Here is a 23,681-nt window from a genome sequence, read left to right as displayed (position 1 = left end):
ACTTCGTTTCCTAAGATGTTATAACTTATGTTTTTTTCCATCCAGGATTTATCACATGGAATACCGGCCGGATATTGATGGCTTAAGAGCCATTGCTATTCTCTTTGTTTTATTTTTTCATGCAGGTCTCAAAGTAGTCCCTTCTGGCTTTATTGGTGTTGATGTATTTTTTGTTATTTCTGGATTTTTAATCACAAGCATCATTCATAATTCATTACAAAAAAATCATTTTTCTTTTATTGATTTTTATAATCGTAGGCTCTGGCGTTTGCAACCAGTACTTATCTGTTTAATCGTTACAACGCTACTTTTGACTTTAATTTTTTACTTACCTGAAGATTTGATTCAATATGCCAAGAGTGCTCGCAAAACCTCCCTGTTTATTTCCAATGTTTTTTTTGAAAACGCAACCAAGGGTTATTTTTCACCGAATATAAACCAATTGCCTTTATTACATACCTGGTCATTATCTATAGAGTGGCAGTGTTATCTGATCTTACCTGTCGTCATGTACGCTCTTTATCGAATAGTAAGCAAACAACATATTGCCAAAGTCATCTATTTTCTGACGCTACTTTTTTTTGTTTTGGCTTTATTTTTCTCCATTAAAGAACCAACAAAAACCTATTACCAACTGTTAAGTCGTATTTTTGAATTTTTAATTGGTGCCTGCATTGTTTTTAGTTCGAATCGTTTTACATTCAATAAATATTTTGTAGAGCTCATCAATATTATTGCGCTCCTCTGTTTATTTTATATCGCTACCCATGAACAAGTTAATGCAGGATTCCCCAACTGGTATGCGCTTATCTTATGTTTGGCAACTGGGGTATTGCTTGCCTCAGGGGGACTGAACCCTAAACCACTGCTCAGTCGCTTGCTTTCAGTAAAACCACTAGTATTTATAGGTTTAATTTCCTATTCATTATACGTTTGGCATTGGCCCGTATTTGTGTTGATTCGTTATTTAGGGTTCTCAGAAACCACGCCCGTTTTATTACTTGCTTTCGGTCTCATTTTCATCATTGCTTATTGTTCTTGGCGATTTATTGAGAAACCTACTCGCAAGCTTCATAAGCTTCACTTTGGTTATAGTGTTACTTATTTATTCGTAGTCCCCGTCATCTTCATGCATATCAGTGATCATGAAATTAGAAAATATGAAGGATATCCGCAGCGTTTTGAAGAAATGGCTCGCATTAGCAGTCAATTAAAAGACTATGCAAATCCCCAAAGAGTTTTGTGTCTTCAGGAAAAAAACGTGGACGTAAACACCCAATGCACCCTGGGTGCAACGAATGCAAACAGCAAAAAAGGATTTATGTTTGGTGATTCACACGCGAATCATTTGTGGGGATTTATGGATACTCTGGCACGAGAAGCAAACATATCCATTCTTGCGCATTCGACTGTTGCATGTCTTTCTTTACCTGGAATCGAACAATATGATTGGAATAAAGAAGTTTATACTGCATGCCATGCTCAGATAAAACGTTATTATCAGATGATCAAAACAAATCATTATGATTTTGTGATCTTGGGACAAAATTGGGACGGTTATTTGGGTAATAAATTAATTACAAATGAACCAGTCGAATTAGTGAAAGAACGCATTGAAAAAGCTTTAGATAAAGCGTTACACATTATTGTTGCATCGGGCTCCCAGCCTATTTTGCTCAAATCCATCGCGGTACGTGACTCTTATGATTGTTTTTTTAATCACATCAAACAACGAAGCAAATACGATCCCCAACAATGTGATTTTGATATGTCGGCCAATTGGCAGCCCTGGCAGGATGATTTATTTGCACGTATGAAAAACAAATATTCGCAATTAATCATTATTGACCCCAAAAAGGTGCAATGCCCCAAAGGCAGATGTCATGCGGAGATTAATGGCATTCCTGTATTTCGTGATTCTGGACATATTACAGATTATGCGGCCTACCACTTAGCAACCCGTTATCTACACCATTATCAAAATCCTTTACTATAAAATTTTAGATGAGCACTTTAGTATTTTATTAGGCTCTTTATGTGATCCGGGGTCTTATATTACCAACAATTGAACTAACGACCCAAGCAGTGCTCTCCCTCTTTTTCTTACGTTATGCACAAACTCGAAAAACCCAAGAGAGATTGGTAGTTTTTCTTGTGAAATCCCTCTGTGTGGTCTAAGCCAGGATCGCAAAAGAGACCAGAATCCTTCCATCGTATTAACATGTACTTCATGAAAACCCACCATCTTCGTCCCGAGCATATTCACCAGCGCCATGCGCCTCGAAGTCGGTTTCGTCGGCCTAGGCGTCTCTTTTTTTTGACTGCAGAAGGATTGCCTTGGTGTCCTGCGGCAACATAGACCTCATCATACTCTACCTCGCCAGATAGCTTGCTCTGAGGTTTTTTATCAACCATGCCACTGCTAAGTATACTTGCCATATAATGCGCATTCTCCTTATTTAAACACAGTTCTTTTGCAATCTGTTCCGTTGATAAATTTGGTCGGTGATGGCCTGAAAACACTGTGTTTGTTAAATGTGGGTGTGAATTCTCACCATAACAAGATAAGCAATATCTTAGATAATATGGTGTAACTAACAACGCAGATATATGCTTAAATTTTGCTCTCTTGGAACATTGGTGGGCTTTGTTTAGCCCCCCCTTAAGTCAGTTGACCGTTCCATTACTCCCGATGGGCCATGGTTCTAATAGCGTGACGCATTATGCGCCACCAATAAATTGTGCATGTTTGAGGTATTCTTCATAGTCATCAGAATCAATATCATTAATAAAAGATTCTGAACGTTTTTCATATTCATTTTTAAAAAACCGATAGTGCATACTTGCGTTTTGAGCTAGCATATTAGCAGATATAACCGTGGTAATTACCCCTAGTGAACTCATTAAAACCTGGCCTAGCCCAATTACTATTCCAGGTACACTGACAGGAGCTGCTAGTGCGATACTTGTTATTACTAAAGCAATTCCTAATGTTAGGGCTAGGCTATTTATCAATATATTGCCTAGACCTGTCGAAAACGGATGGGAATTTTTATATTCATGTACTTGTGCTTTGAATCTATTGAATTCAGCTCGTAATGCTTCGCGATTTTTCTTTGTAGGGGCCTGCATAACCAGAGCTGCTTTTGTGAGAATTGATTTAAAAAATTCTGCTTCTGCTTCTTGCATTATGTTATAAAGATCATTAACAGCAGAAAAAAAGTTATTTCCATTTTTTGCTATAGCCAAAATCTCTTCCTTACTTTTTTTTAAGCCTCCATAATTTGCATTCTTATTTAATAAACGGTTGATCTCATATTTATGATGATTTTGAGATAACTCACGGAGTTCTTTTACAAAACTACTTGTAACATTTTCAGGCAATAAAGCATAACTCATAATTTACTCATAAAAAAATATGAATGCTAATGGATTAATAACTATTTTTAAAGAAAAGTTGAATAAATTTTGAATTGTGTTGCATCACATTGAGCAATATACATCTTCATAACATCAAGATCCTGGATCACATAAAGAGCCTTTTATTAAATGCAAATTAGATGCCAGACATCCCTCGATGAATTGTAAAAAAATCGCAATAAAGTGCAGTTCCTTGAATGCCACACCTCTTTTTTGATCTATATTGTTACAAATTGAATTGATTTTGATTTTTATACTGCCGTTATTTGGAGATTTGTTTATGTCAACGTCTGATACAGAAATGGAACGATTAATAAGAGGCAGAGCTAGAGAAGCACGCGAAAGAGAAAGAAAGAGGTTGCAAGAGTTAGAGCTTGAACAAGAGCAACATAGACAAAAAATAACACTCCAATCACAAAAAATGAGTGTAGACATGCCCAAATTAGTTGCGGATTTCAAAGAAAAGTTCAACAAAGAACCTAACAGAGATGGTTCATTGGGTTTTAGTTCACATGAATCAGCAACTGAATTCTTAAAGGGGCAAGCAACTGCAACTTCGCCTCGCGAATTCCATTTAGCCAAATTAGATCAAAACGGTAAGCCCACGAATTATCACATGTATTCCTGTGGTAGTGGCCATCTCTTTCAAGGGACCTTAGAAGAAATCAAAACGCAGATAAAAGAGGCTTTAGCAACTGCTACTGGAGATAAAACAAAACTCAAAGAGGGACAAGCTTATATTGACTCGTGGCTGGCAACAAAATCGCAAGAGGCAACCAGTGGTATGCGTCAAAACATGAATAACCTGAGAAATCCCGAAGACTCCTCCACCCCATCAGACTCCAGGCAAAGAGGTTTAAGTACTTAAAAAACATGTAGCCTCTATTAGCAACAGCGTACAGGCTACTTTCATGGGCATTCTCTCATTCCAATCTAGGGGATTTTTGCCTACTCGTCTATGCAATACGCATGCATGCTTCAATTAAAAGTCTCTTCCACATTGAAGTGCTTTAAGACAAACTTTATAATTTCACTTAGTTAAAATCACAGGATAAAGCATGAACAGAGACGAAAATACGCAAGCAGCTGGAACCTTAACCAATGAGGACTATTCCAAAGCGATGAATTTTATCGGACAAAACTTATTGTCCTCTTTAATTCAATCCGTGGAAAAACTACCACCCAATTTGCGTAATAACAACATCATATCGCAAGCCCTCTCTGCATTTTTGGCGAATATTATTTACAAATAATCGCCAGGCAATCCCGAGTCATGCCAACAAATGCTTGAAGCGATTACCAATCTTGTAAAAATGCAACTCAACAACATCCCGCTACCATCAAAATAAAAAGAAAATAACCATATGGCACTGCGCTAATATGCGCTACCCGAGGAGCAACCCCAAAGTAGCCGTACTAGCGGAGCGTCTTCAAGACGCTCTCCAAAGATGATGAACTTCCATTATTACAGTGCTGAAATTTTTTATTATTACAGAAGCATGAATATCGAATACTGTAAGTAAATGACAAACTAATTACAAATGCATACCATCGTCTTTTCTTTGCTCAGCATCTTGCGACACTTCGCCCTCCCGCAATTGTTTCAGTACATCTTTTGCTTTGTCGTAAAAAAGTTGTGAGGTTTCTCCTCTTCGATTAAAGACCCCATGATCTTTTTTAGTAGCTGATTCATTAATTTGTTTCTCAACTTGTGTTAATGCTTCATTCCAAGTTATTGCTCCATTTTTAGCATGCTCAATTGTTTTTAAGACTTCATTCATTCCTTTAGGGACGGTATTTTTAATTCCTGTAACTTCATCAACGATTTTTTCTCCACCAAACATACCAATATCCCATTTAGTATCCATAATAAGGTATTGAATACCTTGTAAGGTTGCCTTTGCGGCTTGTTCCTTGGGGGTAAGCACCGCTTTTGAGACGTCCTTCTTAGTAAGTAGTCCCTCATCAGTCAATACTTGCTGTTGCCACTGTGTCACTTGGTTTAGGTGTTCTAATTGATACGTTAACAATTGCTTTTTAAACTCATTTTTTTCCTGGCTGCTCGCCTTCGATTGTTCAATACTGCGATAAATATCATGAGCAGGAACAGTTCGTAAAAGTGTTTCATAAAGGTAAGCGTTGTCATCAACACTACATTTAGTCTTAATCGAAACTGGTGCATGAACAAATAAATGCCCCGCTTGCTCCGCATCGTTTTTATAAACTAAATCATCATCAATAAAGATAATGTCTTCGGCTGCTACACCCAAACGCTCCTGATATGCTTTCAATAATTCGTTCTTTGACTGTTCAGTATTCGTCTCTCGAAGCGCTTTACCAATGTCTCTTGCAATATCTTCTTTGAGGAAAGGCCTATCTTTTCCCAAAAAATGATCAAGAGCCCCATACATGGTTTTAATATAGCTTCCATAGCGTGGATCGTCATCTGCCATTTGAATACGTTGAGAGCCAATTACTGGATGGACATTATTTTGGTGTAAGATATCTAATGTTAATTTTACAAAAGGCATATTGATGGCAACAAAATCACCCGCACCTATTGCTGCCTCATCTTGATTAGGTGATACATAGTAGACATCATTAGAGGTATCTTGGGGTTTGTGATATCCGCGATTTATAGGGCCATCAACATCAAAGACTGCAAGTTTTCGCTTTTTACCCACAATACTTCTCCTACAAACAGGTATAATTCAATTATAGACGAATACTCTTAACTCAATATTAACTTCCCAAACCTCTCATCACGCTTATATTTAGCAATATCAAAAGCTTAATCTGTCAATGAGTTTGAGATATAGTATGATTTTAAGAAGCGAGTCCTTAGCCCAATATATTTTTGAACGATAAAATTTTTTACTTCTTAAAACCAGGTACTAAGGTTTTAATTTCACATTGGACTTGAACATGATTATTTCTTCTATCGCTGACTACCGTGAAGCCGCGCGACGGAAACTCCCTCGCTTTTTATTTGATTATATTGATGGCGGTGCTTTTGCGGAACAAACACTAAAAGCCAATGTCGAAGATCTTGCCAAGGTAACCTTACGGCAACGTATTTTAAAACATGTAGGACAGCTCCATTTTGACACAGAACTTTTAGGACAAAAACTGGCAATGCCAGTCATCTTAAGTCCCATAGGTCTTACAGGAATGTATGCCCGACGCGGTGAGCTCCAAGTTGCCAAAGCTGCTGCACAAAAAGGGATCCCCTTTACGTTATCTACAGTTTCAGTATCTTCCTTGGAAGAAGTCTCCGTCCACAGTCCTCAACCGGTATGGTTTCAACTGTATGTACTGAAAGATCGTGGTTTTATGCAGAATATGCTTGAACGAGCTCAGGAATGTGGCGTGACTCATCTTGTGTTCACAGTGGATATGTCCACACCAAGTGCCCGCTATCGAGACGCACACTCAGGTATGTCTGGTCCATTTGCTCGCACACGTCGCGTCCTCCAAGCCATGATGAAACCCTCTTGGGCTTATCAGGTTGGCCTTATGGGACGTCCACATGAGCTGGGAAACATCTCTACCTATTTAAAAAAAACCATAGGCTTAGAAGATTATATGGGATGGTTAAATAACAACTTTGATCCTTCAATCAGTTGGCGCGATCTAGAGTGGATACGCCAGTTTTGGAAAGGACCCTTGCTGATTAAAGGAATCCTTGATCCAGAAGATGCAAAAGATGCAAAAGCATTCGGCGCAGATGGAATTATCGTCTCCAATCACGGCGGACGCCAACTTGATGGCGTATTATCTACCGCCAAAGCACTGCCTATGATTGTAGATAAGGTCCGTTCTGATCTTACAATTCTTGTTGACTCGGGAATTCGTTCAGGACTCGATGTAGTGCGTATGCTAGCCCTTGGTGCTCAAGCCGTGTTCGTAGGCAGGCCTACTGTCTATGCTTTGGCGGCACGCGGGCAAGCAGGGGTAGAACATATGCTTGATCTGATTCGCAATGAAATGGGAATCGCCATGACCTTGATGGGAGTTAGCGCATCTACAGAAATTAATCAAACTCATCTTTGTACTTTATAATGAGACAAAATTATTTTTTTAATGATCTGTAAATGAATGCCCTCAGCCCTGCCCCTATCCCATAAATGGGAGAGGGAGTTCTTTTATATTCATTCCATTTACTAAATATCCCTTCTCCCCACCAGGGGAGAAGAGGGCAGATGAGGGTATTACTTAACCTGAGGATCAATCACATAATCCCACAGATTATTAAATGTTTGCACAATCTGAAAAGGGCTAAGCACTACCGAAACATTAGCCAATGCAACAGATAAGTCACTGCTGTCGCCAACCAAGATATTGGCTGCAATTGGTGCGATGACACCACTATTATGAATGTAGTCGATAATTCGTTTATCCAGATCTTCAATGCTATTCAGATAGGGAATTAAGATCAGTGGATGTATGGTCTTATTCATTAAAATTTTAGAAAACTGTTCCCAAGATGCAATGACTGAATCAGGCGCCATCATTTTACTGGCAAATTCTTTCCATATTTCCAGTCTCAATTTTCTGGCCAAAGAATCTTTAAATAAACTGCCATTATCATCAAAAATGACAATCGACGTTTCGCTATCAAGAGTAAAAGAACGCTGATTCACATTCGCAGAACCAATAATTGCGATTTCATCATCTGCAATGATTATCTTGGAATGCATCGCCGGATGGTAATTCTCTTTAGGTGCATTGGCGCGATCGATTAAAACAAGCGCCACTTTATCCTTAACCTGTTGATTCACCCCGTTGAGTAACGCATCCCAAAACTCTCCTCTTTTTCTATCAGGAATCAGTATGTCTGTGGTTTCTTGCGAGTCTTGAATGGCTAAAATTAAACTGACAAAATTTGATTCTTGAATTTTTTTATTGAGTTGCGTTGCTACATCAACATTAACTAAGTATTGATCCTCAATATAAATATATTTTTGCGCGTTTGCTATGATAGAAAAATAAGCGTCCTTCAAACTGCGATCTTTATCATTACTATTGGGATCATTATAAGTGCCAACAACTTTCCCATAATGAAAATCACCAAAAGTGATTTCATCTGGCTTCGTTTCATTTTCACCTTTGAGAAGTACATTTTTTGTACTAGGATGGTTATGCCATCTTTTTTTAAATTTCTGGAGAATTTGATACGCTGCTGGTCCTTGAACTTTACAATGCACATCATGAACGTTTGAATAGTCCTTGTGGTATACATCAAATCGATTCTTGTTGATGTCCATTCCACCACAAAAAGAAATGAGCCCCTCCCCCCCCTTCACAATAATTACTTTTTCATGATGGCTGCCTACATTCTTGGATAAGCAATAGCGAAGGATGACATAAAAGGGATCCAGCTCTTTGAACATCGATTTAAATCGATTAAATTTCTGCATAATAAAAGGGACGAATTGGCCGATAAATTGCTGTGACTCGGACGTGGAGTACGTATGATCATCTAAGAGAGCATATGTATTAGAAAGGCCATTTAATCTAGGAATATTCTTCAAGTTCAGTTGTTGCAGCTCGACACTTGGGTTATTCCAGATTAATACCCGCAACTCGACTCCACTCGCCGTAGCGGTATTTAATAAATCAAACAAAGTGGACTTTTGATCGCTCTCAATAAGAGGAAAATCAACATCCAGCATCCACCCAAGAATGTAAATATAATGATCTTGGGTTTTTGCTGTCTTAATCGCTTTTACAATCGCAGTAAACGCATTCGCCCCATCGACAAAATAGTCAATACGATTCCGTGTTGCCTCCGGAAATATTTTTAACCATTTATTAGCCATGGTTAGATCTGCCTACCCGTTTTGGGATCGTACTTTACTTCGACCGGAACAATTTGATCGGTTGGCAGAATTTCTATCCATTGATCAAAAATTTCATAGTTTTTACCCACGTTTGCACGAAAGCCTCCTTGTAAGGGAAAGAATCCATGCTCGTAGACTCTATCAATAGGTGTTGCCGTTACGGTATTGCTGTCATCAACCAATGCGGGATCTGATACTTCACCCGGTTTGGGGTATTTTCCCGTCTGGATTCCTTCCTGGTATTTCTGTTGTATTTTTTTGGCTAAGTCCATAATGACATCTATCATTTTTTGCCCATCCAATGGATTGCCATTGATGTCTTTTTCATCTGAATTGTTGGTATGATAAATAACATCATCAGTTATCCCATTCATGCCTTCAACACCTTTTAACCAATTAATGGCCGCCTCTTCTTTGCCTGGTCTGATAGGAATTACCGCTTTGACCCATGGCGCATTTAAAAATGCATTGCGCATATTATCCCCATCAAGCTGCAGCAACCATCCCAAACTACTTCCTAATTTGGCAGGATCTGAATCTTCCGTAATGTAATAATTATCCCTTTGTAGATCATTTACACCTCCCCAACCCACGGTACTGGAACTCATAATATTGTTTTCAGAATTTAAGTCGGCAATGCTTATTTTGTTCATCAATCCCTTCTGCAACACTTTATTGACGCCACTAAGTACTGGGCCTGATGGGTTAAATACGGGTGTTGGTGTTTCTTGTAACTGTTGTTTGCTGCGATGTAAGCGTGGCCGCCACCATTCTGGCGAAACAAAATACAGCATTTTATCAATATCAAAAATAGAATTAACAAGCTCTGCGACAACATGGCGAGTTCGATCATCAGGCAGTGGAACATCGTTTAAAAGCATCCCCTGAACAAGCTGGCGGTACACCACTATACGCTCTTCTTCCCTTAATTCATCACTATCGCGCGATTGAATTTTACTTGCTTTGGTCACCCTATCTTTAACATTTTCCACGTAGGCTTTTTCATATTCTGCTTTTTCTTTCGCTTTGAAACTAGCCAGATTTGCATTGTTTTGTTGGATAATTGCATCATTAGCACCTGCTTTTGGACTCCAATGCAAAATAAGTGTTACTTCAAGACTGTTTTCTCCTTGAAAATCCGCGTAATCCAGATGCAAAGTAAACGTTGCTTTATCCGATAAATTTTGAATGGCATCTTTTCTTGACACTTTAACCGGTTTACCTTGAGGGTCAAATTCCACATCCGTCAAATCATAATTTGCTTTGGAACACACGAATTCCTGCGCAAAATCCACTTGAATTTTTTCCACATCATCAAACACAACCCATTCTGTACCAGAATAAACACCATTGACATAAACTTTCTTATTGTCCGCATCCGTACTATCTATAGAAACAAAAGGGATGGTTATGATTTTTTCTTCTTGAAATGGCTGAAACGTTGGGATTTCTTCCGGATGCGGAATACTATCCAAATCGGCCGGTTTGGCAATATGGATCAGCTCTGCAATCCCCAACTCCTTGCCTGGATCATCAACGTAGGTTTGCCAACAAAGGTACGAGCCAACATCCTGGACTTGCACACCAACTTGTCGCATTTTTCGTCGTAACTCATAGTTAATGAGTTCTTCTGTTGTGTTCGTTAACGTATGTTTTGTGCTCGAAACATCCGTTATTTCCGTCACGGTCTTAAACGTTGATTTATAATTTTTGCGTATTTCAGAAGATAATTGATCTGTTTGCTGACGCATTTGTTTATGTGTCGCTTCGCGAGCCGTTTGTTGTGAACTCTTATCATCGAAACTGGACGTCGCTTCGACTGATGCATACGACGCTTTGACACTCGCACCAAAATTGACATCTTGTTGATTGTCTTGTTTCACTGCATCAGAAAGCTCATCTTGGGTTGTGGTCGTTGTGGAAGACTTCGTGGTGATATCCAGCGTGGTTTCTAATGTGCGTTCAACTGTTGAGGTACGCGTATGGACTTCGATGAGTTCTACGGTAGAGCCAGGGCTAAGCCAAACATGATCAACCGGTGTTCCAAGAAAAGTATCTAACTCAAAGAAATATTGTCGAAATAAATGAACGATACTGATTGGTGATAAAGCAACACAATCAAGATATTCTTTATTGGTAGGGTCTAGATCATTAATATTAAGAAATGCATCACCACTGTTATCGGCAGAAAGCATCTTTGTTAATCGTGTCGCGTCTTCAGTATTATTCACCGTATTATAAAAGATGTCTGCTAAGAGATCGTAGGCGCGTTGCTTCACAAGAAATAATACAGTACCTGCCACAGATGACTCATATTCTAATTGATGTTCCAATACACCAATATCTATTCTGCGTGTATTAATCGATGATCCAGTAACATTTCCAGCACGCATGAGAATGCCCGTACTGGGATTTAAATTATTCCGGCTATTAATTTGCGAATAGGCATCCGTATATATTTTTACAATATTTTTATTGAGGATTGCATTCACATTGTCACTGGTAATGATCGTATCCCATATCCTCGGTTGATAATTTTGATATGGCGGCAGCTGCAAGGAAATTTGTTGTAATACAACGCTATCAAAAGTGCGGATTTTTCCTGCTTCCAATGCACCTGCTTTAATTTGAATGTTGATTTGTCCATCTTGGTTGAAGTTGATATCGATTAAACCAGCAAATTCATTTTTTAGTTTCTCTAAAATAGAGGATTTGTCATTTTGAAATCCCGTCTGAAAGCGCTGTTGAATTCGTTTTGATTTCCATCCAAGTAACGGTTGGTATATGCCAAATAACTCACTATCATAAGGAAGTACGGTGGTATAATTCGAAAGATCGGTTATTCGTTTCACTATCGTCATTTTCACAACCTCCTGTATTCATCCATGAATTCCTTGAGTTTGTTTTTGATAGTCATTAAATGTTTTTATGGATAAGGAATCCAACAACATTGCCAATCCCCCATCTGTACAAATTTAGCACAAATAATGAATTATGCTTGCTTTTATTTTTCAAAAGTAATTCAGAAATTTTTTTATCAACCCTCTTGAACCTTTGTTGTAGATAAGTTAATTATCAAGATGAGCCCTAAATATCCACTAGAGATTATTGGCATGCATAAAAGGATTTAGATATGAAGACAAAAATACCCACCCCCCCAAAATTGCACAACAAAAATCCTAAAAACAGCAGAGCCTTACCTATTCAATTGATACAACAAGCCGAACCTGATCGCAGCTACTTTCTAAAAAGTACCGTCGCAGGGATAAACAATTTTTTTTCAATGCGAGTCAAAGAACTGTATAACACCCTGGCTTGGACCTTTTCTTTAGATGCGGTGGATTGGAGTACTTTTAATAAATACATCTGGCCTACAATTTCTTCTGGAGCAGCTTTGCTTCTTGGCCATTATCTCACCCCATGCCTTAGTGAATACCTAATGGGGAGCTCCGAATATGATTTTATTGTCAAATTTATTTTTGGCGCCACCATCTTAGGCTATTGTGCCTTAAATCGGATTACCGATGAGAAATTTGATTCTGGAATAGCGCTATCGGCGGCTGTGGCCAGTGAGGTTATGGCAATAACCTCTATGTATAGTTCGGTTTTTAAGGGTACTGGCTTTTTACTCGATGGCCGTGTTTCAGATGAGTATGCATTAATTGCCGGACTGGGAGCCAGCGCATTAGTTGTTCCCAGTGGAATTGCTTACCTCACCCGCAAAGCACAAGAATTACTGGTCCGTTTCCAATACAATCAAGGCGCACAGCGCTCAGACACAGCCGTGATTTCCAGTGGGCTAACCCCATTATCCAATTTGTATTTCCAGATCAATCACTTTATTGCCGGCGAACTGATGGTAAGCTCGCGAGCCTTTCAATTGGGGCTCATTGCGCACAATATTCGTTATGCCGATCGCATCGTACAAAAATTTCGGAACTTACCTGCATTACTCGCTGATTTAGCACCATCGACTATCAAAAAAATGCGCGTACAGCAAGAAAAATTAGACCATGATTACGAATACAATCATAAGTTACATAAGGTGTTAAAGTTCACCGCAAATGGCCCAATATTCGAAAACGTTCCTAGGTATAAGCTTCGTACTGGAGATTTAGTGCTTTGCGATGAGAGCATCAATTTAGATTGTGTACCTATATCCGGAGAGCTTGTTGCATTACAACGTAATGTAGACAATGAATGGACACAAACACTGGAGCGAAAGAAATTTAGCGTCAATCTTAAAGCACAAAATGGTGAGGACGTGTGGATCGAGCATCACACCAAACCTAATTTGACTTCCAATTACAAAAAAGTGGACTTATATGCCGTTAGAGATGGCAAACAAGCAGGAGTGCTTGTAGGTGATAAATTAAATATCTACGGTAATGACAACATTTTTATTCAAATTAAACCTGAGAAAGAACTGATATTAAGTAGTAACTATGAGAAAAAGTCCGTTATTGATGAAATTATCGCTGAGCGAAAGCAAAGAAGCGTTTTATATTCTATTTTAGGCTCCATTATTATGGCGGCTTTTCTGCAGAGAGACATTACGCTCATGCCTGCAGAAACACTCAAACTCATGTTCACCCTATTTCAAACGCTGATTCCCTTTTCCGAAGCTTTTTTACGTGAAACAGTAAATAGCTACTTAATGAAACAATTGAATAGCAATTTAGGAGATCAGCCTTTTGAATCGATTGATGCACGACGGCTAGTAGATTTATGTAATGCATTGGGCGGATATTATCGCGATAAATTTCCCAATGGAGTTGTCATTATTTCTGATAAAACCGGCACTCTGACTACAACTCAAATGGATGTATTAGGGTTGTGGACCACCGCGATGCCAGTTGAGGTACAACGTCTTGTCAAAGAAAACAAAGAAGAAGTTCTTTTACCCGAAGAATCACAATGGCTTAAATCCTTTGCAGTCTTTTGTTACGCCTATACCAATCATAAAAAAGAATTAGAACCTGAAGAACATGCGATTTTGGAATTATTCAAATCGTTATTGGATGATGAACAATGTTTGGAAGTGACCACTTTGGGGAACAATCACTTTAAAAAGGTCATTTCCATCAAAGAAGCACGACAAGAAGTCGAGACGTTTCATCTGGGTTTATATCGTACGTTTGGCGGTCGCTTTACCCTCATTCAGCAAGGCGATGAAGCATCTCTTGTCTTTTGCGGGGTACCTAAAGCGGAAGCCTTTCAAGCTACTCCGTTATTAGAGGCCTATACCTCGATGCAAAGCCGTACTGAAGTCTTATCACGCGACTGGTGTATTGCACATACAAAACTCAGTGAGCTTGAATTTGCCGCTTTAAGAGAGTTATTTGATAAGGATAATAAAAAGGAAATTGAGAGTTTCCTTATAAAAAACAAAAAACTCCTTGAACAATTACAATATCACGGAACGTTTATTATTGATAACCCGGTAAAAAAAGGGGCGGAGCAATTTATTGCTCAATGTCGAGAAATATCCGTCCCAGTGTTTGTAGCAACTGGTGATACTAAGAAAGCTGCGGTAAACATTGCCAAAGTGTTATGCCCACAAAACGCAAAAAACATTATTATCGTGAGTGCAGATGAAACTGAAAACCATGCAGTCGATTTAAGTGCAGAAACTTGCCCCCCTGATGCCACGGTTATCTTTGCGGGTGTCAATGAAACCATATTAGCGCATTTTCAAAAATTGATGGATAGAAAGAAGACAAAGCGCCCAGTCATTATTTTTGCGGAAATGAGTACCGAAGGGAAAGGGATTCTAGCCAGTTATCTCAAGGATCATCAGTATTTTATTGTCGCCAATGGCGATGGTACCAATGATGTCATGATGATGAAGAATTCAAATGTGGTCATTGCGCATCATTCAGATGACGGTACTTTTGCTCCTGGAGTAGCTGCTTTAGCAAATATCAGTGAAACACAACTGCAACGATTATTTGGTTCTGAGAAAAGCTTTTATGAACTTTTTGATATTCACCTCCCCAAAAGCTTTTTTGTACAACAGTTTGCCCCCATGGCAAATTCACAAGAAAAACCTACCATGGCTTTAGCACTTAAAAGTGGGAAAATGACGTTTGATTTAGCGAAAACAGTGGGCGCCAATGTCACCGAAATGAATCAGCAACATTGGTATAGTGTGGCATTCGACTTATTATGGCTATGGATTTCGTTTTATGAAATTAATCAAAGTGCTGATTTACCCATGGATAACCGAAATATCAATGCATCAAGACTGATTTCCAACACCATGGGCATCGCGCTTCTCATCGCGATTTTTCAATCCTTAGCCAATTATGCGTTGTTTAACGAGTCAACGAATTTAGGCAGCATGCTGATTACCTTAGCCTTGCTGCCGCTCGTGCTAAAAAGTGTCTTTTCAGGCTTTCAAATGGTGCAAGAAAATTTGTATCCCGAACCGGAAATCATCGAAGTTGAAGAGAACGTTGAGGCAAACTCTAATCGCTCCCTCTTGAGTTATGTAGGCTCTTTTTTTTCACGCAAACCTACAAAGCAAGTGGAGCAGCCAGCTACTAGTCCTAAATTAGAGTAGACAGGCTATCCCTAGCAAGTCGGTAAAAAAACGTTACTTAAACCTTATGTAAAAGGATGTGTTGATAAAACTGTATCGCACGCTCAACTGCGGTTGGCATATAATAACCGATCCCTGGATTTGTTTTGCGAGCCTCCAACCAGGCAATAGTCACCAGTTTTCTTGCCAACATAAAATAGGGAAGTAGTCGAATATCTTCAGCTGAAAGAGGCATGTGTTCACCGTACCCACGCAATAAAGCCTCTTTTAACCGATTAAATGACTGATGAAAATTTCCCTCGGCCACATGTTCGAATGCACACAAAGCGACAGCCAAGTCATCATTATAAAATCCAAGCCCACAGTCATCAAAATCAATTATTGCGAAGTGTCCCTGATGCACCAAAATATTGTTAGGCTGGGTATCAGAATGAATTACACCAGTTTTCTCCGGGTGTTTGCATTCGAATTCTTTTAAGATCTCATAAACCATTCGCCTTGCTGCAGTAAGTACCTTTTGTTCCTGAATGGACACGTCTGTAAGTGTTTCTATGTTATAAAATTTTGCGGTTTCCGCACCGATTAGCCCATCAGCGAGCCAATAGTTTCTATGCGGCATGGATATGCCGCGCCCGCTCTGATGCAACGCACCAATCAATTTTCCCAAGGTATTGGCATACTGTTCATTGATACCGTTCCATTTTGTCTTACCCGCTAACCATTCAGAGACAAAACAATAGCGGTCTGATTGGACCATCTGGTGTTGCACTTCAATAAAGTAGTGTCCAGAAAGTGTTTTTACTGGCGCAGGCACTATTAGATCTGTAGTGCTGCGTATGTGTTGCATCCAGTGTATTTCCTCCTCAATCGCGGCATGTTGATGATGTCCATAAGGATTAATTCTTAAGGCATAACGTTTATTTTGGTGATCTGTGATTCTGAAAATCGCGTTCGCACTGTATTTAATAAATTCAATATTATGAGTAATAAATGGATAGTGCTTCAGTGCTTCTATGGCCAGAGCTCTTAATCTTCTGACCTGCGCTAAATAAGAGGCCCGCTCAAAAAGTTGCTTGGTTTTCATAAATTGCTACCGTTAAAAAGCCGCTCGCCTGATCCTAAAAATACATTGTTTTATTTCACTTTCATATTCTCATAATGATTTGTCGTTGAAATTGACTTAAATTTATACAATAAAATAGAATTTCTATGTCCGTCAAACACGATAATTCCACACAAATTGAATCAGGCCAGAAGAAAAAATACCTCCCTTTTTTTAAAGTTCATATTTCCTTAATCATTTATTGATAAAATTGATTAACTTTTGACAACAAGAGATTTATCCAATGCAAAGCAAAGACGATTCATCCAGATCAACTGAATCTACTAAAAAGACCAAAAGTATTTTATCCAAACCCACTGAATCTGCTAAAAAGACCCAAAAGAGTGTTTCATGGAATGACGATAAGACAGAAGGAAAAATGGATAAGGGACATCTGGTGATTAGGGAAAGTGCTTCTCTTAACAAAAAAACACTAGACAAGCAGATTGTAGAATTACAAAAAAATGGTTATACCGAAATTGAAGCCACTGCGATAGTAGGAAAAGCGCAAACACCAAGTGGACAAGTCATTATAACAGAACCAATATTTTATGCCTCTAAAGAAGAAATAGCGGAGGGCAAAAAATTGCGGGAAGAGAATAAAGTAAATCCTTGTAGCTTTTTCTCTCCAACTACTATTGGAGTCGGAGTGGGAATCGCCTTAGCAGTTGCTACAGTGGGAATTGTTGCGTTTAGTAACAAATAGAAAACGACCAACAGTTACAACGATTATAGCCTGGGTGAAGGCAAAGCATAACCCGGGTTAAGGATACCTCTAAAGAAAGCCTACAAAAACGTAAATCGATACAACTTTTTCTCACTATCTACTATTGGCGTAGGAGCAGCTTTAATCCAAGCAACAATAGAGTTCATTACCACAAAAAAATAGAAAAATGCTCTCCTTTTTTGAAGCTCATATTTCCTTAATCATTTATTGATAAAATTGATTGATTTTTGATGAAAACAAGAGGTTTATCCAATGCAAAGCAAAGACGACTCATCCAAACCCACTGAATCGAGTAAAAAGATCAAAAGTATTTTATCCAAATCAACTGAGTCTACTAAAAAGACCAAAAAAAGTGTTTCCTGGAATGATACTCAGTCTGAAGGACAAATACGCCCAGAATCGCTTAAAATTGCACCGAGTGCTTCTCCCACTAAAAAAGTATTAGAACAACAGATCAAAGAATTACAAAGAAATGGTTATTCAGAAATTGAAGCCACGGCGATAGTAGGCGTACCGTCAACACCCAGTGGGCAAGATATAATACATACAGACATCTATTATACTTCTAGAGACAAAATAGCAGAGCGCAGATTTTTCCGGGAGCAAAACAAAGCGTCAGCACGTGGAGGCCTAGTTCCTGCACAAGACGACGTGCCTACTTCGCCAAAAGACGAGGATGAAGTAAGCCCTTATAGCTTTTTCTCTCCAACAACTATTGGGATGGCTGCCTTAGCAGTTGCGGCACTAGGGTTTGCTGTACTCAAAAAATAGAAAAAACTCTTTCACTAAGTAACTCCTCTAAATTCCTGTCATTCCCGCCTGTGCGGAAATGACACTACATAGAAACAATATGCTTATTAAAATCCGCTCAATTGTTCAAAAAGGAGAGCTGTATTTCAGAACAGAACATCCCTGCTGCTTATTAAGTTAGTTAAAATAACCATTTTTTAAATCTGTTTCAAAATCATTTGGCCAATTACTTCGGTATAAGCCATATTGTTTTTTTATAGAATTCTTTTCAATCGTTATCCATACTTGTGCACTCACTATTTGGCTGGGATCATAGCTTGAACCATTTTTGGTGGTTATTGTAAATTCATTGGCGGAAAACCCATTCCTCAATAAAATGTTTTGCACGTCTTGTCTTATTACATCGTCACCATTATGCATTGTTTATTCCTTAAACAGATACTTAAGGTAATTATAGCGCTCATTTATGTGAACGTATGTGTACCTGGAAAAACCTTACTCAGCTGACATAGGTCGGGCCAAAGCCCGACTTTTTCGTTCACGCAAAATACTAGTGCTGTTGCGTTTGATCTTACTGCTTCTCATTAAACTCCATTATCCAGAATTTTTGTGATGAATTCATATTTTTAGGAACAGGTGCGACCACTATAGTTTGCACCAGTGGAGGATTAAAAGGCCCATCAGCAGTTGCCCATTGATATGTTATTTCAAACTCCCAAGAATTCTTACTTTCTGCCATTTTTTTAATCTTATAAGAAGTAATCCATGGGCTGGAAGTTCCGGAAACCCAATAAGGCCAATTGTCTTTGTATTTCTTTTTTAATTGATCCGAAAACAACATAAATTGAACGGCGCCATTACGTTGTTTATTCGCTTTTGCGAACAAATTCGCAACTTCGTCCAGCTTTTGTGGAGCCAGTGCTTTCTCCAACATGGAAATTCGCGCGGCATCTGAATCAGACTGAGAAACATTTTCAGTCATACTATAGGCTGTTACAGAACATAAAAAAATCAACCCACTGAGTATCAAATTTATTTTTGAACTTTTCATCGTGTTCTCTTTATTAAGGGTAGTTTTAATCTTTATTTATAGGCCAATTTATCCCTAAAGTCATTAGATCCACGTCATCATGAGATCCCTCGCCATGCTCGGGATGACATAGAATCGCAAGAGCAAGTGTAGGCTGGGCTTTTTTTGTCAACGATGACGTGGGCTGCACGAGTATTTTTTAAAGAGATCAATTAAATGTCTTGCTGATGGCCCTATTTCTTGAGGTTGATGATGCACTAAATAGACTGGGTAGGTTCTGATGTTATTTTCTTTCATATTGAGAGGAAGGATAGGTAAGTTTCTCTCTTCGACCATTTGCTGTGGGAGCCAGGCAAAACCTATCCCATGTGCCACACATTGAGCTTTCATTTCCAAGGTACTTACCTTCCAATGAAATTCAGAACCCAACCAGCCTTCATCACGTTTTTTATTTGCTCCAGAATCCTGCGCAATGAGATAACGTTCATCATAAAGATCGTCAAGTGTGCTCTGTTTTTGATGCAAAGGACTGTCTTTATGAGCATAAGGAAAAAAATGCACATCCATGAGTTTATCACCCATATAACCCTCCGGAATTTTTGAAATAATCGCGAGTTCTACTTCACCGTCGACTAATTGATCACTAGGACCTGATAATAAACCTTGATAAATAATCAGCTTAGTCTGTTTATTCTCCTGGCCAAATTGGTGCAAAACGGTCATTAATACGGACGCTGGAAAAATCTCATCAATGGCAAGACGCAATGATTTTTCATGAGTTGATTTTAAATTTAGCGCAGCAATTTCGACATTTTTTGCCGCCCGGGTAATTTGCCGCGATAACTTTAAAATATCCACTCCCTGTTCGGTCAACACGGCCTTGCGTCCATCAAGTTGTAGTAATTGCATACCTAACATTTCCTGAAGTTTGGCAACCGTGTAACTGATATTGGATTGGCTTTTATGCAATTTTATTGCCGCTTTAGCAAAGCTTCCTTCATCGATTACGGTTTGCAATACCCGCCATTGTTCCAAAGTTACCTTAGTCATGATTCGCACGCATCCATCTAAAAATTAGATATATTTGGTCAAAATTATGTGCTTTTTTTATTTAAATAGCCATTTATAATCAATTTGTTAGATTAACAAGGAGCCATAATGAAAAAAATACTGTTGTCATTAATCACTGGGAGTTTATTGATTCACTCAATTGCTGCAGTCGCAGGAGCAATTCAAGAAGCAAACAAACAGATAGTTACTCAATTTTATCAAAAAGCATTGAATGAAAAAGACTTTGATGCTGCACAAAATTACTTAGGTGCTTGGTATATTCAACATAATCCTCTGGCTCAAGATGGGATTGATGGCTTAAAAAATTACATTAACTACCTCAAAAAGACTTATCCGCAATCACATAGTGAGATCAAACGTATTCTTGCAGATGGCGATTATGTGATTGTACATGTCCATTCTGTTCTAGAACCAGGAACACAAGGAAGAGCCATAGTGGATATTTTTCGCCTGGAAAACAATAAAATTTATGAACATTGGGATGTAATTCAACCTATTCCTGCTGAGGCAGCAAATAGTAATGGGATGTTTTAAGAGCCCCTCATCGGCCCTGGGGGGCCTTCTCCCCTTGGGGAGAAGGGATTGCAAAAGATTTTCCTCTTTCCTATTATTGGCAGAAGGCAAGGGAGAGGGAAAACTATAGAATTTGACCACTTGTAAGACCATTATGTACACTTAATAGTGTATACCTTATGGATTGTATCATTATGTCAAAACCATTTATTCCTCAAATACATCCCCCTACTTCATTTGTGGAACCCGCATTCTGGTTTATTTTTCACGGTGAAAATATTCTTTTGCAAAACCATACCATACCTCATCTTTTTGATATCAACGCCCTCGATCTTTCGATTGAACGGCAAATTTATTTAGGAACATACGGAAAGACACCGTGTTTTGCAGTGCAAATTGGCCAACAACCACCAGCATTACCCGAATACATGGCTTTTCAGCACATTCGCCAAGCACATGAGCTAATAAGCGATGAGGATTTGTTTTTACTTGTTTCCAAAGCAAAACAATTGTTGCACTGGGACGGCAGTACTCAATACTGTGGCTATTGTGGCCATAAAACAAAATACAGTGATAAAGAACGGGCCAAAGTATGCTCAAATTGTAATTCATTAATTTTTCCGCAAATTGCACCAGTCATGTTGGCGCTCATCTGGCGAGATGATGAAATCTTACTTGCGCGTTCGCCTCATTTCATGCCTGGAATTTACAGTATCTTGGCAGGTTTTGTGGAACCAGGAGAAATGCTTGAGCACACCGTTATTCGTGAAGTCCAAGAAGAAGTAGGACTAACGATAAAAAACTTGCATTATTTTTCCTCCCAACCATGGCCATTTCAAAGTAATTTGATGTTAGGGTTTGTTGCTGAATATGAAAGTGGTGAGATTCAAATTGATGCAAGGGAAATCGAAGATGCCCAATGGTTCTCCATAAAAAAACTGCCTCAATTACCTAAACCCATTAGCCTTTCACGGCAAATGATTGATAAATATTTGGCCATGCGCTCTAAATAAGTACCTCCCTTCGTTGTGTGCAAATCATTTTTACACTACAGTGCCGCCAAACAAACCATAAGACATATAATTACGCACTTTATCAATTAAAAATACGCCTCAGGTATCAAATCCCATCAGGAATTAAATGAAAACCCAAACTGAAATCCTTGAAGAGCTCGACTTATTGTATGAAAAGAATCAATTACCCATTGTGATGATGCAAAGCACTTATTAAATCTTATTCAAAGCTACTATAGCAAAGCACAAAATGCTGGGCTTAATATTTCCCCTTGTAATGCGCAAATAATGATGTGCCTGCGCTTTTTCATCTTAAAAGAGCGATTGCAAACTCAATTGATGACTGATGATTCTCTGTTGCGTTATGCCATTTTAAGTGAAATCAAAACCTTAAATCTTGATAAAAAAACTGAGCCAGCATATTCGCGATGACATAAAGCAGGGGAAAAACTGGAAGCAAGAAAAGAAACCACTTAAAGAGGTCTTAACCCCATTACAGCCTAAAACTAGCGATAAAAAATTTACCTGGACTGACGCACGCAAAAAGGAAGCATTTAGTATTAAAATGCTCTTGCTTATTCGAGAAAAAAAATAACAGGGGTGTGGGATCAAGAGCTAGGTATCAATGAAATCATTCTTGAAGCAGAACCAGGCCCAGGTAAAAGCCAATTAGTCTATGCACTACTGAAAGCAAAAGGGATGGAGTACATCACCATCACCCCAAGCAATCCTAAAGAAGTACAAGCAAAACTTTTAGATGCATTTCATCGGGTTTTCGCTACGCCACGCCCAGGCTACGACAATCACAAAATTTCAATTGGACTACACTTCAATTATAAGAGTATAAAAGGAGTACTCAAATGGATACATCAAAGTTTTTAAGTAAGGTTCTGGGAATTTATCTGATCGTTATCAGTGTGGCCATATTGATCAACATGCATCAATTTACAATCTATGTCCAAGCCTTGTTAAAAGATGCACCATTAATACTGGTTCTGGGTTTTTGGACCTTCATTCTTGGGCTACTTATGGTTGTAAGCCACAATGTTTGGCAATGGAGCTGGCGGCTTTTAATCACCATTATTTCTTGGCTCATCTTGCTGAAAGGAGCAAGTATGATTTTTTATCCGCATTATATTGATCAAGCGACCGTTCTTTTTGTGCAAAATGAAAGTATTGCCTATAGCGCCATTGGATTTGATCTGATTATCGGAATCATCCTCTGCTATCTAGGTTTTAAACGTTAAATCTATCTAGTGTGCTGGTTCCTCCCACTCCATGCCCATATATTAGGTAATTCGTCGACAAAAAAAGCCAAATAACCGTAGGCTGGGCTGCTAAGCCCAGCGCTAAAGTATTTCCTTCTTTGAAACACCCTGGATAAGATTTGTGTTAATTGGGCTTCATAATAGAATTTTTGGAGAGTACGAATGAACTCAGCAGATGCTGGGCTTAACAGCCCAGCCTGCCCGGTTATCTATGTGATGGTACTACTGTCATCCCCGCAAAATTAAGCGCGCTTTGCTCCTGAGTCAGGTCCAAGCCATAAGGATTATCCTCTTCCTTGCCTAGCACATCACGCATCGGTGTTGCAGCAGCCGCAAAAAAGCGCATGCCTTGGGTTACGGGCAGCGGCGGATTAAGCAAGGTCTCCAAATGCAAATGGCC

General features: G+C 38.9%; 21 protein-coding genes and 1 pseudogene. 12 read left to right on the top strand and 10 right to left on the bottom strand.

From position 1 onward, the window contains the following. Positions 1-55: 55 nt before the first annotated feature. The gene (locus Lste_RS04295) at positions 56-1,996 is read left to right on the top strand and encodes an acyltransferase family protein (RefSeq protein ID WP_058509849.1); all 1,941 of its coding nucleotides are present in this window, start codon (positions 56-58) and stop codon (positions 1,994-1,996) included. Between the two features lie 266 nt (positions 1,997-2,262). On the opposite strand, the gene Lste_RS19460 is transcribed toward Lste_RS04295, so the two are convergent. Then, positions 2,263-2,439, bottom strand: coding sequence for a hypothetical protein (locus Lste_RS19460; RefSeq protein WP_202814161.1), 177 nt, complete (start codon positions 2,437-2,439; stop codon positions 2,263-2,265). A gap of 282 nt (positions 2,440-2,721) precedes the next feature. Then, entirely contained in the window at positions 2,722-3,399 is a 678-nt protein-coding gene (locus Lste_RS04280) for a hypothetical protein (RefSeq protein ID WP_058509847.1), read from the bottom strand. 301 nt (positions 3,400-3,700) lie between these two features. On the opposite strand from Lste_RS04280, the gene Lste_RS04275 reads away from it, so the two are divergent. Beyond that, on the top strand, positions 3,701-4,288 hold the full coding sequence (locus tag Lste_RS04275) for a hypothetical protein (protein WP_058509846.1): 588 nt from the start codon (positions 3,701-3,703) through the stop codon (positions 4,286-4,288). 190 nt (positions 4,289-4,478) lie between these two features. Continuing rightward, positions 4,479-4,769, top strand: a pseudogene (locus Lste_RS04270) (hypothetical protein). A 186-nt stretch (positions 4,770-4,955) separates the two neighbouring features. Here Lste_RS04270 and Lste_RS04265 read toward each other — a convergent pair. Continuing rightward, positions 4,956-6,104 (bottom strand): hypothetical protein, encoded by a 1,149-nt coding sequence (locus Lste_RS04265; RefSeq protein WP_058509845.1) that lies wholly within the window; start codon positions 6,102-6,104, stop codon positions 4,956-4,958. Positions 6,105-6,345: 241 nt separating this feature from the next. Between Lste_RS04265 and lldD the strand changes: the two genes are divergently transcribed. Further along, positions 6,346-7,482 (top strand): FMN-dependent L-lactate dehydrogenase LldD, encoded by a 1,137-nt coding sequence (gene lldD / locus Lste_RS04260; RefSeq protein ID WP_058509844.1) that lies wholly within the window; start codon positions 6,346-6,348, stop codon positions 7,480-7,482. Positions 7,483-7,631: 149 nt separating this feature from the next. On the opposite strand, the gene Lste_RS04255 is transcribed toward lldD, so the two are convergent. Both Lste_RS04255 and Lste_RS04250 read right to left on the bottom strand, forming a co-directional pair. Beyond that, entirely contained in the window at positions 7,632-9,242 is a 1,611-nt protein-coding gene (locus Lste_RS04255) for a phospholipase D-like domain-containing protein (protein ID WP_058509843.1), read from the bottom strand. Between the two features lie 2 nt (positions 9,243-9,244). Beyond that, on the bottom strand, positions 9,245-12,124 hold the full coding sequence (locus Lste_RS04250; protein WP_058509842.1) for a hypothetical protein: 2,880 nt from the start codon (positions 12,122-12,124) through the stop codon (positions 9,245-9,247). Between the two features lie 272 nt (positions 12,125-12,396). On the opposite strand from Lste_RS04250, the gene Lste_RS04245 reads away from it, so the two are divergent. Continuing rightward, positions 12,397-15,828, top strand: coding sequence for a cation-translocating P-type ATPase (locus Lste_RS04245; protein ID WP_058509841.1), 3,432 nt, complete (start codon positions 12,397-12,399; stop codon positions 15,826-15,828). A gap of 37 nt (positions 15,829-15,865) precedes the next feature. On the opposite strand, the gene Lste_RS04240 is transcribed toward Lste_RS04245, so the two are convergent. Next, positions 15,866-16,891: a phosphotransferase enzyme family protein gene (locus Lste_RS04240; RefSeq protein WP_058509840.1), complete on the bottom strand. Its 1,026-nt coding sequence runs from the start codon at positions 16,889-16,891 to the stop codon at positions 15,866-15,868. Positions 16,892-17,153: 262 nt separating this feature from the next. On the opposite strand from Lste_RS04240, the gene Lste_RS04235 reads away from it, so the two are divergent. Together Lste_RS04235 and Lste_RS04230 are read left to right on the top strand one after the other, a co-directional pair. Beyond that, positions 17,154-17,615 (top strand): hypothetical protein, encoded by a 462-nt coding sequence (locus Lste_RS04235; RefSeq protein WP_237760418.1) that lies wholly within the window; start codon positions 17,154-17,156, stop codon positions 17,613-17,615. Between the two features lie 273 nt (positions 17,616-17,888). After that, positions 17,889-18,407: a hypothetical protein gene (locus Lste_RS04230; protein WP_058509839.1), complete on the top strand. Its 519-nt coding sequence runs from the start codon at positions 17,889-17,891 to the stop codon at positions 18,405-18,407. 156 nt (positions 18,408-18,563) lie between these two features. Here the strand turns inward: Lste_RS04230 and Lste_RS04225 are convergent, their stop codons facing one another. The 3 genes from Lste_RS04225 to Lste_RS04215 all read right to left on the bottom strand — a co-directional run bounded on the left by Lste_RS04225 (position 18,564) and on the right by Lste_RS04215 (position 20,466). Further along, entirely contained in the window at positions 18,564-18,806 is a 243-nt protein-coding gene (locus tag Lste_RS04225) for a hypothetical protein (protein ID WP_058509838.1), read from the bottom strand. A gap of 151 nt (positions 18,807-18,957) precedes the next feature. Beyond that, positions 18,958-19,437: a hypothetical protein gene (locus tag Lste_RS04220; RefSeq protein ID WP_058509837.1), complete on the bottom strand. Its 480-nt coding sequence runs from the start codon at positions 19,435-19,437 to the stop codon at positions 18,958-18,960. A gap of 147 nt (positions 19,438-19,584) precedes the next feature. Beyond that, the gene (locus Lste_RS04215) at positions 19,585-20,466 is read right to left on the bottom strand and encodes a LysR family transcriptional regulator (RefSeq protein ID WP_058509836.1); all 882 of its coding nucleotides are present in this window, start codon (positions 20,464-20,466) and stop codon (positions 19,585-19,587) included. Between the two features lie 108 nt (positions 20,467-20,574). On the opposite strand from Lste_RS04215, the gene Lste_RS04210 reads away from it, so the two are divergent. The 5 genes from Lste_RS04210 (at position 20,575) to Lste_RS04195 (ending at position 23,260) form a co-directional block, all read left to right on the top strand. Continuing rightward, positions 20,575-21,021 carry a nuclear transport factor 2 family protein gene (locus Lste_RS04210; protein WP_058509835.1) on the top strand — a complete coding sequence of 149 codons (447 nt, stop codon included), beginning with the start codon at positions 20,575-20,577 and terminating at the stop codon, positions 21,019-21,021. A 173-nt stretch (positions 21,022-21,194) separates the two neighbouring features. Continuing rightward, the gene (gene nudC, locus Lste_RS04205; RefSeq protein ID WP_058509834.1) at positions 21,195-22,013 is read left to right on the top strand and encodes an NAD(+) diphosphatase; all 819 of its coding nucleotides are present in this window, start codon (positions 21,195-21,197) and stop codon (positions 22,011-22,013) included. A 397-nt stretch (positions 22,014-22,410) separates the two neighbouring features. Continuing rightward, positions 22,411-22,608, top strand: a complete 198-nt coding sequence (locus Lste_RS19545) for a hypothetical protein (RefSeq protein ID WP_237760417.1) — start codon at positions 22,411-22,413, stop codon at positions 22,606-22,608. A gap of 5 nt (positions 22,609-22,613) precedes the next feature. Beyond that, complete coding sequence (locus Lste_RS19540; protein ID WP_058509833.1) at positions 22,614-22,895, top strand: hypothetical protein; 282 nt, start codon at positions 22,614-22,616, stop codon at positions 22,893-22,895. After that, positions 22,874-23,260, top strand: a complete 387-nt coding sequence (locus Lste_RS04195) for a hypothetical protein (protein ID WP_058509832.1) — start codon at positions 22,874-22,876, stop codon at positions 23,258-23,260. Before Lste_RS19540 ends, Lste_RS04195 begins: the two co-directional genes overlap by 22 nt. Positions 23,261-23,486: 226 nt before the next feature. Here the strand turns inward: Lste_RS04195 and Lste_RS19265 are convergent. Continuing rightward, positions 23,487-23,681, bottom strand: a 195-nt coding sequence (locus Lste_RS19265) for a hypothetical protein (protein WP_058509831.1), incomplete at its 5' end; no start/stop codon positions are given.

The sequence above is a fragment of the Legionella steelei genome (genome assembly GCF_001468005.1).
Lineage (GTDB): Bacteria > Pseudomonadota > Gammaproteobacteria > Legionellales > Legionellaceae > Legionella > Legionella steelei.
Note: the sequence above shows the minus strand (reverse complement) of the source record. Positions and strands in the feature narration are given on the sequence as shown.

Bases quoted from the DNA above. Each gene is read 5' to 3' on its own strand.
- Lste_RS04245 (WP_058509841.1), top strand. From the start codon at position 12,397: ATGAAGACAAAAATACCCACCCCCCCAAAATTGCACAACAAAAATCCT.
- Lste_RS04220 (WP_058509837.1), bottom strand. From the start codon at position 19,437: ATGAAAAGTTCAAAAATAAATTTGATACTCAGTGGGTTGATTTTTTTA.
- Lste_RS19460 (WP_202814161.1), bottom strand. From the start codon at position 2,439: ATGGCAAGTATACTTAGCAGTGGCATGGTTGATAAAAAACCTCAGAGC.
- Lste_RS04280 (WP_058509847.1), bottom strand. From the start codon at position 3,399: ATGAGTTATGCTTTATTGCCTGAAAATGTTACAAGTAGTTTTGTAAAA.
- Lste_RS04215 (WP_058509836.1), bottom strand. From the start codon at position 20,466: ATGACTAAGGTAACTTTGGAACAATGGCGGGTATTGCAAACCGTAATC.
- nudC (WP_058509834.1), top strand. From the start codon at position 21,195: ATGTCAAAACCATTTATTCCTCAAATACATCCCCCTACTTCATTTGTG.
- Lste_RS04225 (WP_058509838.1), bottom strand. From the start codon at position 18,806: ATGCATAATGGTGACGATGTAATAAGACAAGACGTGCAAAACATTTTA.
- Lste_RS04210 (WP_058509835.1), top strand. From the start codon at position 20,575: ATGAAAAAAATACTGTTGTCATTAATCACTGGGAGTTTATTGATTCAC.
- Lste_RS04195 (WP_058509832.1), top strand. From the start codon at position 22,874: ATGGATACATCAAAGTTTTTAAGTAAGGTTCTGGGAATTTATCTGATC.
- Lste_RS04240 (WP_058509840.1), bottom strand. From the start codon at position 16,891: ATGAAAACCAAGCAACTTTTTGAGCGGGCCTCTTATTTAGCGCAGGTC.
- Lste_RS04255 (WP_058509843.1), bottom strand. From the start codon at position 9,242: ATGGCTAATAAATGGTTAAAAATATTTCCGGAGGCAACACGGAATCGT.
- Lste_RS04250 (WP_058509842.1), bottom strand. From the start codon at position 12,124: ATGACGATAGTGAAACGAATAACCGATCTTTCGAATTATACCACCGTA.
- Lste_RS04275 (WP_058509846.1), top strand. From the start codon at position 3,701: ATGTCAACGTCTGATACAGAAATGGAACGATTAATAAGAGGCAGAGCT.
- Lste_RS04295 (WP_058509849.1), top strand. From the start codon at position 56: ATGGAATACCGGCCGGATATTGATGGCTTAAGAGCCATTGCTATTCTC.
- Lste_RS04230 (WP_058509839.1), top strand. From the start codon at position 17,889: ATGCAAAGCAAAGACGACTCATCCAAACCCACTGAATCGAGTAAAAAG.
- Lste_RS04235 (WP_237760418.1), top strand. From the start codon at position 17,154: ATGCAAAGCAAAGACGATTCATCCAGATCAACTGAATCTACTAAAAAG.
- lldD (WP_058509844.1), top strand. From the start codon at position 6,346: ATGATTATTTCTTCTATCGCTGACTACCGTGAAGCCGCGCGACGGAAA.